General features: G+C 64.9%; 15 protein-coding genes. 11 read left to right on the forward strand and 4 right to left on the reverse strand.

The features are described from left to right. Positions 1-22 precede the first annotated feature (22 nt). Positions 23-337, reverse strand: coding sequence for a DUF2470 domain-containing protein (locus AC1C2O_RS13810; protein ID WP_495431012.1), 315 nt, complete (start codon positions 335-337; stop codon positions 23-25). A gap of 98 nt (positions 338-435) precedes the next feature. On the opposite strand from AC1C2O_RS13810, the gene AC1C2O_RS13815 reads away from it, so the two are divergent. The 3 genes from AC1C2O_RS13815 to AC1C2O_RS13825 are packed head-to-tail and all read left to right on the forward strand — an operon-like array spanning position 436 to position 3,164. Then, positions 436-1,719 carry a serine hydrolase domain-containing protein gene (locus AC1C2O_RS13815; protein WP_495431013.1) on the forward strand — a complete coding sequence of 428 codons (1,284 nt, stop codon included), beginning with the start codon at positions 436-438 and terminating at the stop codon, positions 1,717-1,719. A 29-nt stretch (positions 1,720-1,748) separates the two neighbouring features. Then, positions 1,749-2,567, forward strand: coding sequence for a TspO-related membrane protein (locus tag AC1C2O_RS13820; protein ID WP_495431014.1), 819 nt, complete (start codon positions 1,749-1,751; stop codon positions 2,565-2,567). Positions 2,568-2,612: 45 nt separating this feature from the next. Beyond that, complete coding sequence (locus tag AC1C2O_RS13825) at positions 2,613-3,164, forward strand: Dps family protein (protein WP_495431015.1); 552 nt, start codon at positions 2,613-2,615, stop codon at positions 3,162-3,164. Between the two features lie 71 nt (positions 3,165-3,235). Here AC1C2O_RS13825 and AC1C2O_RS13830 read toward each other — a convergent pair whose 3' ends face one another. Then, positions 3,236-4,432 (reverse strand): 4-hydroxybenzoate 3-monooxygenase, encoded by a 1,197-nt coding sequence (locus AC1C2O_RS13830; RefSeq protein WP_495431016.1) that lies wholly within the window; start codon positions 4,430-4,432, stop codon positions 3,236-3,238. A 98-nt stretch (positions 4,433-4,530) separates the two neighbouring features. Then, positions 4,531-5,280 carry an IclR family transcriptional regulator gene (locus AC1C2O_RS13835; RefSeq protein WP_495431017.1) on the reverse strand — a complete coding sequence of 250 codons (750 nt, stop codon included), beginning with the start codon at positions 5,278-5,280 and terminating at the stop codon, positions 4,531-4,533. A 108-nt stretch (positions 5,281-5,388) separates the two neighbouring features. Here AC1C2O_RS13835 and AC1C2O_RS13840 point away from each other — a divergent pair, with 108 nt between their 5' ends. After that, a complete protein-coding gene (locus tag AC1C2O_RS13840; RefSeq protein WP_495431018.1) occupies positions 5,389-7,269 on the forward strand; it encodes an FAD-dependent monooxygenase in 1,881 nt (626 codons plus the stop codon). Between the two features lie 43 nt (positions 7,270-7,312). Beyond that, entirely contained in the window at positions 7,313-7,750 is a 438-nt protein-coding gene (locus AC1C2O_RS13845) for a MarR family winged helix-turn-helix transcriptional regulator (RefSeq protein WP_495431019.1), read from the forward strand. A 15-nt stretch (positions 7,751-7,765) separates the two neighbouring features. Here AC1C2O_RS13845 and AC1C2O_RS13850 read toward each other — a convergent pair whose 3' ends face one another. Beyond that, positions 7,766-8,215 (reverse strand): MarR family winged helix-turn-helix transcriptional regulator, encoded by a 450-nt coding sequence (locus AC1C2O_RS13850; protein ID WP_495431021.1) that lies wholly within the window; start codon positions 8,213-8,215, stop codon positions 7,766-7,768. A gap of 89 nt (positions 8,216-8,304) precedes the next feature. On the opposite strand from AC1C2O_RS13850, the gene AC1C2O_RS13855 reads away from it, so the two are divergent. The 6 genes from AC1C2O_RS13855 to AC1C2O_RS13880 all read left to right on the forward strand — a co-directional run bounded on the left by AC1C2O_RS13855 (position 8,305) and on the right by AC1C2O_RS13880 (position 13,851). After that, positions 8,305-9,222 carry an SDR family NAD(P)-dependent oxidoreductase gene (locus AC1C2O_RS13855; protein ID WP_495431022.1) on the forward strand — a complete coding sequence of 306 codons (918 nt, stop codon included), beginning with the start codon at positions 8,305-8,307 and terminating at the stop codon, positions 9,220-9,222. Positions 9,223-9,247: 25 nt separating this feature from the next. Further along, on the forward strand, positions 9,248-10,132 hold the full coding sequence (locus AC1C2O_RS13860; protein WP_495431023.1) for an amidohydrolase family protein: 885 nt from the start codon (positions 9,248-9,250) through the stop codon (positions 10,130-10,132). A gap of 38 nt (positions 10,133-10,170) precedes the next feature. After that, a complete protein-coding gene (locus AC1C2O_RS13865; protein ID WP_495431024.1) occupies positions 10,171-10,623 on the forward strand; it encodes a MaoC family dehydratase in 453 nt (150 codons plus the stop codon). A 104-nt stretch (positions 10,624-10,727) separates the two neighbouring features. Next, positions 10,728-12,209 (forward strand): acyl-CoA synthetase, encoded by a 1,482-nt coding sequence (locus tag AC1C2O_RS13870; protein ID WP_495431025.1) that lies wholly within the window; start codon positions 10,728-10,730, stop codon positions 12,207-12,209. Positions 12,210-12,218: 9 nt separating this feature from the next. Continuing rightward, entirely contained in the window at positions 12,219-12,893 is a 675-nt protein-coding gene (locus AC1C2O_RS13875) for a hypothetical protein (protein WP_495431026.1), read from the forward strand. 82 nt (positions 12,894-12,975) lie between these two features. Further along, positions 12,976-13,851: a Fic family protein gene (locus AC1C2O_RS13880; protein WP_495431027.1), complete on the forward strand. Its 876-nt coding sequence runs from the start codon at positions 12,976-12,978 to the stop codon at positions 13,849-13,851. Positions 13,852-13,855 lie beyond the last annotated feature (4 nt).

Below are 13,855 nucleotides of genomic sequence, written 5' to 3' on the forward strand. Positions count from 1 at the left end.
TGAGCGGTAGAGCCCGGTTTCGCTACGCGTGTGGGCGGGGCTCGACACCGAGCCGTTCGCAGGCCGCGTCATACAGTGCGACCACTTCGCGCCTCACCGCGGAGCGTTCCGTGATCGGCCCGCCGGGCCACGGGACATCCAGCGCTTCGGGAATGCCGGCGCGGGTGATCTGCCAGGCGCCGCCGTCGCCGTCGAAGTCGAGCATCACCGCGCCGGTGATCTTGAAATCGGATGCCGAGGCGAACGCGCGTGCAATGAGGAGGTTGTCCTCTGCATGGTCGTCATTCATGTGACGGAGGACCGCAGAGACGACGTCGTCTTCGAAGATATGAGGCACGTCTTTACTGTACGTCTCCCGCGAGCAGGGGGTGATTGGCGACGTGTTTCCAGGTGGGAGCTTTAGACTCGGTGCATAAACCACCCTGGAGTTCCTTCATGCACGTACTTTCGTCGCGCCGTTGGCGTGCCGCCGCAGGCGCTGTCGCGCTCGCGCTCGTCCTGACCGGCTGCTCGACCGTCGAGGCTAGTTTCTCCTACACGCCACCGGATCAGGTCGACCAGCCGCTGCCGGACGAGACGGCCGCGCAATTGCAGGCCGCGGTCGAGAACGCGATCGTCAATACCGGAGCGACCGGAGCGATCGTCGGCGTCTGGGTGCCGTGGAGCGGCACCTGGGTTACGGCGATGGGGACGCAATCTGTCGAGGACCAGACCGCGGTCACCACGGACATGACGTTCCGCATCGCGGACACCACCCGGTTGATGACCTGCGACGTGCTGTACGGCCTCGCCGACGACGGCGTGGTCGAACTCGACGCGCCAGTGCCGGATCACGCCTCCGGTGTCGCGCACCTCGGCGACATCACTCTGCTAGACCTCTGCAACGGCACGAGCGGCATCGGGTCATCCGAGGGGGCGGTCGCGAGCATGTGGCTGAACACCCCAGAGCGCGTATGGGCACCGCTGGAGCTGGCGTCCTTCGGGCTCGGGCAGGCGCCGGTCACTGCGCACACGACCTACCGCGACTCCGATGCCGGGTATCTGCTGCTCGGACTCGCGCTGGAGCGGGCATCAGGCAAGACCGCTTCCGAGCTCATCGCCGAGTACGTCACCGCGCCGCTCGGGCTCACCAGCACCTCGTTGCCCAGTGCTGCTGCCGCAACGCCTGGACCAACATCGTTGAGCGGAAACTACTTGAACCCGATCGAGGGCGGCTATGACTGCTCAGCGCCCGTCGACATTACGACGCTCTCCTCGAGCACCGGTTACACCGACTCCGGTGTGGTTTCGACGATCGACGATCTCGGCCGTTACGTGCAGGCGACGGCGCGTGAGGGGCTGCGCGGCGAGAACGCAGAGCCTGATCGGTTCGCGAATGCACTCCCCATCGCTGCGGGTGCTCCGTCCTGGTACCAGGCCACCGGCGGGGCCTACCTGGTCGGGTCGATGATCGGCCAGCACGGCTGGACGCCAGGGTATGCAAGCGCTGCCTACTCCGATCCGGAGACCGGCTTCACCGTTGCCATCGTCTTGAACAACTCCACGGCCGGCCCAGCTCCGGCGGCGTACCTCGCCTGGGAACTGGCGGCGATCGCATCGAAGGCACCCGCCGCGAGTGGACAGACCGCCCCAGATTTCGGACTGCCCTTCACCGCTGAGCAGTATCACGACACCATCTCCAACCTCACCACCTGCGCCACGCCGCCCGCAGTGGAGTAGCAGCGGAGGAGACGATCTACCCTGGGGTCATGTCCCAGACAGAGCAGTCTGATCGCGTTCGTCGTATCGTCGTCGCGCTGACCGTCGCCGGTGCGACGGCCGCCGCCGTGTTCGGCTCGGGGCTCATCGGCGGCAACGGTATTGCGGATGCAGCTGGCGGAGCCTTCGCCGCAGATGCCACGGTGCTCGCACCCGCAGGCATCGCGTTCGCGATCTGGTCAGTGATCTACCTGGGGCTGGTGGCATACGCGCTCTGGCAGCTGCTTCCCGCGCAGGCAGTGAAGCCGCTGCATCGCACCGTCGGCTATGGGATCGCGGCATCCGCTCTGCTGAACGCTGTGTGGATCGTGTGTGTGCAGGCGTGGCGCATCGCCGAGTCTTTCGTGATCATCATGATTCTGCTCGGGGTGCTGCTGGTGACATTCGTGCGGGCGTGCCGCAGGCGAGGGCGCGGCACGGTGGCCGAGATCGTGCTCGTCGACGGGATGATCGGGCTGTATCTCGGCTGGGTGACGGTGGCTGCGGCCGCGAATCTCGCTGCGTGGCTCGCGGACATCGGGCTCAGCAGTTGGAAGGAGCAGCCGGGGATTCCCGGCACTATCACTCTGATCGGCGCCGGTCTGATTGCGGTGTTCACTGCCTGGCGCGGTGGCCGTTGGGCGCCGGCTGTGGCGACCTCATGGGCGCTGGTCTGGATCGCCGTCGGTCGCTGGTCAGGGGAGCCGGAGGCGCCGGTTGTGGCATCCACTGCGATCGTGCTCGCCGTTGTCGTGCTCGCGGTCGCGGCATGGCGATTCCGGGCGCGCACGGCAGCGGTCGCAGCTCCGGATCTCGTGTCAACCCCCTAGGCGTGACGCACCGACGCGCTCTAGCGTCGCGGACAGGAGGTCAACATGGCAACGACCAAAGCAAACACAAAGACGAATCGCACCGCCCCAGGAGGGACGGGGTCGAAGAGCACCAGGCGCCAGAACGCCGAGAAGGGATTCATCGCTTCCAAGAAGTTGAGTGCAGACCTGCAGTCGGTTCTGGTCGATCTGATCGAGCTGTCGCTGCAGGGCAAGCAGGCGCACTGGAACGTGGTCGGTCGCAATTTCCGCGACACGCACCGTCAGCTGGACGAGATCATCGAGGCCGCGCGCGAGTTCGGTGACACGGTCGCTGAGCGCATGCGCGCGCTCCACGCGATTCCGGACGGGCGAAGTGACACCGTGGCATCCACCACGACGCTGCCCGAGTTTCCCCAGGGCGAGATTGACACCTCAGCGACTGTGGACTTGATCACGGCCCGCCTCGAAGCGGTCGTGCACACCATTCGAGAGGTGCATGACGGCGTGGATGAAGAGGACCCCACCAGTGCCGATATTCTGCACGCTGTCCTCGAGAAGCTTGAGCAGTTCGCGTGGATGGTGAGTGCGGAGAACCGCACGCCGGCCTCTGCGTGAACCCGCAAGACCACGCCGAGACCACGGCGAAACGCCGTGGTCTCGGCGTGGTTTTGTCGTTTCGAGAGGGGCTAGTCGATCGGCCAGCCGGTGTAGGCCTCGGCTAGGTAGGTTCGCCCGGCCTCGGAATCCACGACCGAGCGCAGTTCGCCGGTCTGGCGCAGGTGGTCGAAATCGCTGGCGTCGGGAGCGGTGTGCAGCATGCTCGTCATCCACCACGAGAAATTCTGTGCTTTCCAGATGCGGCGGAGGGCGAGTTCTGCGTAGCCGTCGATCAGTCGGGCGTCGTTGTCGCGCAGCAGTGCGTCGAGCGCACGTGACAGCACGACGACATCGGCGATCGCGAGGTTCATGCCCTTGGCGCCGGTGGGCGGCACAGTGTGCGCCGCGTCACCGACGAGGGCGGCACGGCCGTGTCGCAGCTCGCGCGAGACGAAACTGCGGAAGCGCAGCACATCACGCTGGAAGATCTTGCCCTCCTTGAGTGTGGTGCCGGGCACCCGCAACTGCAGCGTCTCCCAGATCTCCGCCTCGCTCATGGCATTCGGGTCGACGTCGGGGTCGCACTGGAAGTACATTCGCTGCACCTCGGGGCTGCGCTGGCTGATCAGGGCGAAGCCATCGGGGGAGTTGCTGTAGATGAGCTCGTCAGCGCTCGCCGGAGCTTCGCACAGGATGCCGAACCATGCGAACGGATACTCGCGGAAGTAGCCATCCCTCGAAGTGCCTGTGATCGCCGGGCGCACGACCGAGCGTGAGCCGTCGGCGCCGACCACGAAGTCCGCGTCGATGATGAGCTCTGCGCCGTCGGTATCCGTCGCGATCACGCGCGGGCGATCTGTCTCGATGCCGTCAACACGGGTCGCGGTGACTCCGAATCGCAGATCCTGGCCAGCGCCGAGACGCAGCGCGAGCATGTCCTTGAGTACCTCGTGCTGCGGATACAGCCACACGCTGCGTCCGACGAGTCCTGGGAAGTCGATGCGGTGGCCCTCGCCCTGGAAGCGCAGCTCGATGCCATCGTGGCGGTCGCCGACGGTGTGCACGCGCGTGTTCGGATCGATCGCGGTGAGGAGATCAACGGTGCCCTGTTCGAGGATGCCGGCGCGGATCGTCGATTCGATCTCCGCGCGAGAGCGCTGGTCGATCACGATGGATTCAATGCCGGAGCCTGCCAGCAGGTGCGACAGGATGAGGCCTGCTGGCCCTGCGCCGACGATCGCGACTCGGGTGCGGACGGTGGTCGCGTTCGGTGCGGCGGTGCTCATGTCGTCTCCTTCGACGGGTGGATGCTGCGGCATCCGCGTTCGTCGACCAGTCTGCGCCCCACGGGTCTTTGCGATCAGAGAATCCCATTGAATGGGCGTCAGCGCATCTCGCGCAGTTCCTGCTCGATGCCCTTCCCTGCGTCGAGCAGGGCCTGCACGGCAGGCTGGGGTGGCTTCTGTCTTGGCAGCACCACCGAGAGCGCGGCGACGACCTCGCCGCGATCGCGCACCGGCACCGCGACGCCGGTCGAGACCGACTCGATCGACCCCGGTGCGATGACGTATCCCTGCCGCCTGATGGATGAGAGCAGTGACCGCAGAGTCGCGGCATCCGTCACGGTCTCGGGCGAGACCGCGCGCAGTGGGCGGGCGAGCACGTGCTCGCGCACTTCGGGATCAGCGTGGGCGAGGAGCACAAGGCCGGAGGATGACGCGTTCAACGGCAGGCGACCTGCGACGCGGGTGATGTTGGCGCCGGCATCCGGATGTGAAAGGCGCTCCAGAAACAGGGCCTCCTCGTGCTCCAGGACGGCGAGTTGGGTGTGCTCGCGGATCAAGATCTGCACGTGCTCCATGTGCGGCAGGGCTGCTTGACGCAGGCGCAGCGCGCTGGATCCGCGCAGCGCGAGCTCCCACAGCCGCATACCGAGTCGCACGCGATTCTCGTCATCGCGCTCGAGCAGGCCGGCGGCGATCAGATCTCTGACGATGCGATGCGCGCTCGACGCGGGCAGGCCGGCGCGCTCGGCGATCTCAGTCGCGGTCTGCATGGTGCGCTCTGCCGTGAACGTGTCGAGCACGCGCACGATGCGCTCGGTCATCGAGTCACCGGAGCGGGAGTTCGCCATGGGGCTAGCTTGGCATGCGGCATCCGTGTATTGTCGTTGGCACCCCAACTATTCCGACTCGGTCGGATGGCTTCTCCGGGGCTGACCGGAGTGATCGAAGGAGATCTGATGCAGTTCTATCGCGATGGATATCGCCCTGGAGACCCCGACATCCAGCCCGCAGCTCTGCAGGCACGCGAGCGTGGCGCCGAGTTCCCCGATAAGGTCGATGTTCTCATCGTCGGCACTGGTCCAGCGGGAACCGTGCTCGCCGCTCAGCTGGCAGAGTTCCCCGACATCACCACCCGCATCGTCGAGCGCCGCACCGAGCCGCTCCAGGTCGGTCATGCCGATGGTGTTGCCTGCCGCACGGTCGAGATGTTCCAGTCCTTCGGCCTCGCCGATGCGCTTGTCCGCGAGGCGTACTGGGTGAACGAGGTGCGCTTCTGGGGTCCGTCGGACGAGGATCGCTCGAAGATCACGCGCACCGGCTGGGTGAATGACACCCCAGAGGGGCTCAGCGAGTTTCCGCACGTGATCGTGAACCAGGCGCGCATGCAGCAGTACCTGCTCGAGCATGCCGCCAACTCATCCAGCAGGCTCGAGGCCGAGTACGGCATCGAGTTCATCGGCTACGAGATGGAGAACTCCGACCACCCCGTCGTCGTGCGGCTGGCGCGTGCCGACGGCTCAGAGATCACCATCCGCGCGAAGTACGTCGTCGGCGGCGACGGAGCCCGCAGCAACGTGCGCCGCGCCCTCGGCATTCAGCTCAAGGGCGACGCCGCCAACCACGCGTGGGGCGTCATGGACGTGCTGGCGACCACCGACTTCCCCGACTGGCGCACGAAGAATGTCATTCAGTCAGACGGCAAGGGGAGCCTGTTGATGATCCCGCGCGAGGGTGGCAATATGGTGCGCTGCTACGTCGATCTCGGTGAAGTGTCCGCAGGCGACAGCGAGATTCGCAACAAGACCGCGGAAGAGTTGCGCGCTGTCGCGAACGAGATCCTGTACCCGTACTCCATTGACGTGCACCAGGTCGCGTGGTCGAGCGTCTACGAAGTCGGCCAGCGCGTCGCCGACCGCTTCGATGACCTGACCGCGGATGCTCCGGCAGATGCCACGCCGCACATCTTCGTCGCCGGCGACGCGTGCCACACACACAGCGCCAAGGCCGGTCAGGGCATGAACGTGTCGATGCAGGACGCCTTCAACCTCGGCTGGAAGCTCGCCGCCGTCCTGCAGGGGCGATCGGATGCCTCATTGCTGCGCACGTACTCCGAGGAGCGTCAGGCGATCGCCGTTGACCTCATCGAGTTCGACAAATACTGGTCGGCCTACATCGCTCAGCCGGCGCTCGACCCCGCGCATCCTGAGCGTGGTGGCGTCTCGCCCGCAGACATGCAGGCCGAGTTCGCTCGCCAGGGCCGTTACACCGCTGGCCTCGCGACCAAGTACACGCAATCGACCCTCACCGGCACCTCCGCGCACCAGGGGATCGCGACCGGTTTCGAGGTCGGCACACGATTCCACTCGTCGCCGGTGCGGCGCGTGGCGGATGCCCGGCCGATGCAGCTCGGCCATTCACACCGCGCTGACGGACGCTGGCGCGTTTACGCCTTCGGTGACGAAGCCGGCGTCGCGCTGAACCACTTCGCGACGTGGCTGAGCGACGGCGAAAATTCGCCGGTGCGCGCATTCACCGCAGCGGATGCCGACATCGACAGCGTCATCGACGTGCACGCGATCTTCCGTGGATCGCATCATGACGTCGACGTCACCGAGCTGCCTTCGATTCTTCTTCCGCAGTCGGGGCCGTTGGGGCTGCAGGACTGGGAGAAGACATGGGCCGCCGATGTGAAGGACGATATTTTCGCGAGTCGCGGGATCGCAGCGGAGGGTGCGGTCGTCGTCGTCCGACCGGACCAGTACGTAGCGCTCGTGCTGCCGCTGTCGGCGCGTGATGAGCTGCGGGATTTCTTCGCAGGCTTCCTGCTGCCTGCGTGAGCATGCGGCACTGCTCGATACGGCTGAGAGGATGGATGCCGTGATGACCATGTCAGACCTCCCCGAACCGCAACGCCACGTCGGAAACCTCATCCGTCGTGCGCAGCAGCTGCACCTGGCGACCTGGGCGCGTGTGGCGTCCGTCGAGATCACGAGTGCGCAATACAGCATCCTCGCCGTCCTTGACCGACGTGGCGAGGCGAGCCAGCGTGAACTGTGCGACGAGGTTGATCTTGACCGATCGACGGTCGCCGACCTTGTTCGAAGGATGGAGCAGTCGGGGCTCATTGAGCGGCGGCGGGCCGAAGGTGACGCGCGACGCAACGTTGTGACTCTGACCGATCACGGCTCCGCCGAGCGGGTGCGGCTTGCGCCGATGGTGATCGAGGTGCAGCGCGAGCTGACCGGGCATCTTGATTCGACTGAGGTGGATGCGCTCTTTCGCGGACTGTGGCAGATGCTGGAGCGTCCGAAGGGCTGAGGGCGCCCTGGCGGGTCAGCCGGGGAAGGCGACCTTACGCAGGAGTTCCGTCAGCGTTTCGCGCTCGGCGTCGGTGAGGCCGGAGCGGGTGGCGGGGTCGTTCGAGTGGATAGCCTGACGTGCGGCGCCGAGCGTCTCGTGGCCGAGTGGCGTCGCGATGATCGCGTTCGCGCGGCGATCGCGGGGGTCGGGTTCGCGCGCGACGAGCCCGGCGCGCTGCAGTTCGTCGACGAGAGCGACCACCTGGCTGGGGTCGAGGCGCAGGAACTCCGCGATCTCGCGCTGGGAGGTCTGCACGCTCTCGGCGGCGAGTTCGAGCACCGCATATGAGCGCACCTTGAACCCGAGTGCGTTCAGTGCCGCGTTGCCCGCAGCGTTTGCCACCGCGCTGGCGCGTGCCAGGAGGAAGCTCATGTCGCCAGTGAGCACCTGGCTGCCGAGCGGGCCAGTGGTGGAGATCGTCATGGGTTTATTGTACGGTACAGTGAGGAATCCAATAATTGAGATCTGCAAGCATTATTGGATCAGAATCTCGCATGAACCAAAGGAGCTCCATGTCTCTCAGTGGCAAAGTCGCCATCGTCACCGGATCAGGCCGGGGCTTGGGCCTCGCCTATGCCCAGGAGCTCGCACGTCAGGGAGCGTCCGTCGTCATCAATGATGTCTCTGCTGAGACGGCTGCAGAAGCTGTCGCGAGCATCGAGGCCGCGGGCGGTACGGCTGTCGCCGTCGTCGCTCCCGTCGGACCGACCGAGACGGCACAGCTGCTGGTGCAGACCGCCGTCGACACCTATGGTCGCCTTGACATCCTTGTCACCAACGCTGGCGTGCTGCGCGACACGGTGCTCTGGAAGATGAGCGACGACGACTTCGACACCGTCATCAACGTGCACCTGCGCGGCACGTTCACCTGCGTGCGAGAAGCTGCGACCTACATGCGTGCGAACGAGATCGCCGGGCGGATCATCTGCATCGGCTCGCCGACCGGGCAGCGTGGCAACTTCGGGCAGACCAACTACGCCGCGGCCAAGGCCGGCATCGTCGGGATGGTGCGCACCTGGGCGCTGGAACTCAAAAAGGCCGGCATCACGGCCAACGCGGTCGTGCCGGTCGCTGCGACCGCCATGACGGCCACGGTGCCGTACTTCGCCGCTGCGGTGGAGGCAGACGAGAAGGGGGAGACCATGCCCGCCTTCTTCCGCCACGACCTCGGTTTCGGAACATCAGATGACGTCGCCGGCCTCATCGCATACCTTGCCTCGGATGCCGCCGCATCCGTCACAGGTCAGGCGATCGGCATCGGCGGAGACCGCATCCAGCTCTGGTCGCATCCGGAGGCGGTCGCCAGCGAATATCACGAAGGCGGCTGGTCGTACGAGACGCTCGAGGCAGAGTTCCCGACGCTGATCGGAGACAAGCAGCAGTCGGTGGGCGAGCGGTTCCCCGCACTTCCCGAAGAACTGAAGCGCTGACGCTTCGAAGGGTTCACAGAACAAAATGACCCGCTACGAATCGAACATCGACGTCGATGCGCTGACTGCGATCGACGTGCACGTGCACATCGAGATCGACGCGCACGGGCATTCGTCTTTGCCGGATGACCTCAGGGATGCCGCGGCGAAGTACTTCGCCACCGACGGGCCGAACCCTGACCTTGACGGTGTCGCTGCCTACTATCGCGAGCGCAAGATGGCAGCCGTGGTGTTCACAGTCGATGCCGAGACCAACTTCGGACACTCGGCGATCTCGAGTGCAGATATCGCCGAGGGGGCAGCGCGCAACAACGACGTGCTGGTCCCGTTCGGCTCCGTCGATCCGCTCAAGAAGACCGCGGTCGACGACGCCATTCGCCTCATCGAGGAGCATGGTGTGCGCGGGTTCAAGTTCCACCCGACCGTGCAGGGTTTCGATCCCAGCGATGCCGTGTACTTCCCGCTCTACGAGGCTTTACAGGAGGCGGGGGTCGTCGCGCTGTTCCACACCGGTCAGACCGGTATCGGAGCGGGCATGCGCGGTGGGCGCGGACTGCGCCTGGGGCTTTCGAACCCGATGCTGCTCGATGTGGTCGCGGCGGAGTTCGGCGATCTGCAGATCATCATGGCCCACCCTTCCGTGCCGTGGCAGGACGAAGCGCTGTCGGTTGCGACGCACAAGCACAACACGTGGATTGACCTCTCCGGGTGGAGCCCGAAGTACTTCCCCGAGACGCTCGTGCGCGCTGCCAACTCGTACCTGAAGAAGCGCGTGCTGTTCGGTTCTGACTTCCCGATGATCACGCCGGAGCGCTGGATCAGAGACGCCCCGCACGCAGCGTTCAAGCCCGAGGTCATGCCCGGGATCATGAAGGACAACGCGATCCGTCTTCTCGGGCTCGGCGCCTGAGCATCCGGCATCCATCTTTAGCAATCGAAAGGCACACCATGACCACCACCGTCGCTTATGCAGACATCGCCGGCCTCGCCGGAACCGACCTCGGATTCTCCGACTGGCTGGAAGTCACCCAGGAGCGCGTGAACGTCTTCGCAGACGCCACCGATGACCACCAGTGGATCCACGTCGACGCCGAGCGCGCAGCGACTGGGCCGTTCGGTGCGCCGATCGCGCACGGCTACCTCAGCCTGTCGCTCACCGTGAAGTTCTGGAGCGAGCTCTTCGACGCAGAGGGTGTGACCACCAAGGTCAACTACGGCCTGGACAAGGTGCGGTTCGTGTCGCCCGTCAAGGTCGGCGCGCGCGTGCGCATGAACGCCGTCATCGCCGAAGTCACCGAGGTGGCCGGCGGATACCAGCTGGCCGTCGACCAGACTGTGGAGATCGAGGGCGGCGCGAAGCCTGCCGTCGTCGCGCGTGGTATCTACCGCTTCTACGCCTGATCAGGCGCCACGCGCAGTACCGACTTCGAACAGCACCGATTTCGACCAACAATGAGGCTTCGATGAAGAACCAGGGATTGGGCACGTGGATTTCGCGTCGCCGCGTGAAATCCGAAGGTGACCTTGCGATCATCCATGGCGATCGTTCATATCGCTATGAGGAGCTCGCCGATCGGATCGATCGCTTCGCGGTCGCTCTCGCAGAGCGCGGCGTCGTCAAGGGCGACCGGGTGGTGTTCCTCGGAAACAACCATCCCGACTTCCTGACCACGTTCTTCGCCTGTGGTCTCATCGGGGCGATCTTCGTTCCGCTGAACACGCGGCTTGCTCCGCGTGAGCTGGAGTACATGATCGACGACTGCGGAGCGCGGCTGCTCGTCACGCACCACGAGGTGCGGGAATTGGCGCGTGCCGCGGCCTGGTCGAGTGAGGTCACGAACCGTATCGTCGTCGGAGGGCCGGCAGAACTGCCAGCGGTTGAAGCGATCGATGAGGTGCTCGCTGCAGCGTCAGGAGAACCCGCCGTCGTCGAGGTCACGCTCGATGACCCGGCGATGATCCTCTACACCTCTGGCACGACCGGCCGCCCGAAGGGGGCGGTACTCACGCACGGGAATCTCACCTGGAACTCGCTCAACGTGCTCGTCGATTACGACGTCACGTCCGACGAACGGGCTCTGATGATCGCCCCGATGTTCCACGTGGCGTCCCTGAGCATGGGGGCCTTGCCGACGCTGCTGAAGGGCGGCGCTCTGGTTCTGCAAGAGAAGGTCGATCCGGGCGCCGTGCTGGATGCGATCAAAACGCACGGCATCACGAGTCTGTCTGGCGTGCCGACAACCTTTCAGATGCTTGCCGAGCATGAGAATTGGGATGCCACGGATCTGTCGACGCTGCGCAAGCTCACCTGCGGTGGCTCCAGCGTTCCGCTGCGGGTCATCGAGGCATATGAGAAGCGCGGGCTCAGCTTCTCCTCCGGCTATGGCATGACCGAGACGTCTCCTGGTGCCACTTCGCTGCCGCACCGCAAGACGAAAGAACACATTGGCTCTTCGGGACTCGCGCACTTCTTCACCGATGTGCGCGTGGTCGATGACGAAGGGCAGTCGCTGGCGGTGGGAGAGGCCGGCGAGATCGAAATCTCCGGCCCGAACGTGATGAAGGAGTACTGGCTGCGCCCTGATGCGACGCGCGACGCTCACCGAGGCGAATGGCTGCGCTCGGGTGACATCGGCGTGCTCGATGAGCAGGGCTATCTGACAATCAGTGACCGTCTGAAAGACATGATCATCTCCGGTGGAGAGAACATCTATCCGGCCGAGATCGAGCAGGTCATCATGGAGCATCCGGAGATCGACTCCGTCGCTGTCATTGGCGTGCCACACGAGCGCTGGGGTGAGGTGCCGCTCGCCATCGCCGTTAAGCGTGCCGAGATTAGTGCGGAAGATCTGCTCTCGAGCCTCAACGGACGCCTAGCGAAATACAAGATCCCGCGCGGCGTCGTCTTCGTCGACGAACTTCCGCGGACCGCGAGCGGCAAGATCCGCAAGACAGACCTGCGGGGGAAGTACACGCTGCCCGAGTAGCCTCGATTCATGGCCTCTTCCCCCGACACTTCCGTCACGCGCTGGGAACCGCTCGCGCCACAAGCGGTCGCGGCGCTTCTCGCGCCGGCATCTGTGCGGTGGTGGCTATCGGGGGGTGTCGCCCTCGATCGGTGGTTGGGGCGGTCGATCCGCCCACGCCCGAACACGGATGTGAGCGTCATCGCGGCAGATCTGGGCGATCTGGTGGCAAGTCTTCCGGCGGGATTCACGGCGTGGGTGCCTTCCGACGACACGTCCGGCGATGACGGCGATGACCTAGTTCCCTTTGCGGATGCCCCTGCCGATGCCGACCTGCAGCCGGTGCTCGTACGTGACGACGCGAAGGACGCTTGGGTGCTCCAGGTGAACGTCGAGGACGGCGCCCCGAGTGCCTGGGTGTACAAGCGCGACCCGCGCCTTCAGCTGCCCTGGGACCGCGCGGTGCTCGACATCGATGGCATCCCTACCGGCGCTCCTGAGGTTCAGCTGGTGTGGAAGGCGCTGCGTCCCCGGCCGGAGGATGACGCGGACAAGGATGCTGTGCTGCCTGATCTCACCGATGAGGCAAAGGCCTGGTACGAGAAGGCGATCCTGTCCATCCATCCGCACTCGTCGTGGTCCATCCACGTGCGCAGCCCCTTCGCTCCCGCAAAAGCCAGCTGGAACAAGAGCACGCGCGGGTGAACCTATATCGCTTTACGTGAATTGAGATGATTTCACTCCTCAATTCACGATAAGTTGACCATGGCTGAGGAGGTGTTCTCGCATGATTAATCGCGTGACGTGGGAGCGGATCGATGCTGTCGTCGATGAGTATCGGCAGATTGCTGCAAAGCATCCCGAGGCGCTGGAGCAGATTGCGCTAGCCGAGCTGGCCGAATCGGTGCAGCAGTCGAATGCCATCGAGAACTCCACGCTCACGCTCGACGATACCGAGCGGATTCTCGCCGGGCTCATGCCCGCAACACGTAGCGATCTTCGCGAGGTGTACGAGGCGAAGAACCTCGCGGACGTGACCGCGGATCTGCTGAACGGCACCGAATCGTTCTCCAGCGACCTGATCTTGCGCTGGCACGGGATGCTCTTGGCGGGCATCCGCGACGACGTGGCAGGGAGATTCCGCCGCGCGGAGGAGTGGGTGCGGGTGGGTGGGTACTTGGGCGCCAACCCTGCGTTCGTGCCCGATCTGGTCGGGGAAGCAGTCGCCCGATTTCAGGTCGACGAATCGATACCGCAACTAGAACGCATTGCGTGGTTCCACTGCGAGTTCGAGATCCTCCATCCCTTTGTCGACGGCAACGGTCGGATAGGACGCGTGCTGATCAATAAGCAACTGCAAGACATCGGGTTGCCACCGGTGATCGTGCGGGCGCGTAATCGGCATGTCGACTACTATCCGGTGCTTGCGGAGTATGCGAAGACGACCTCTCATGACGGCATGACTCGTCTGCTGGCGCTCTTGATGCTCGAATCACTGCACAAGCGCATCGCTCTCATCACCAGTCGCCGCGTTATCCCGCTCGCCGATTGGGTTCGCGCTGTTGGCATCAGCGGCGCATCGGCGACGAACAAGGCGAAGCGGCAGACGATCCCGGCATTCCGCATACGCGATCGTTGGATGATCGCCGAGGAATATCGCTGACGCT

It is taken from the genome of Microbacterium sp. Y355, assembly GCF_059445345.1.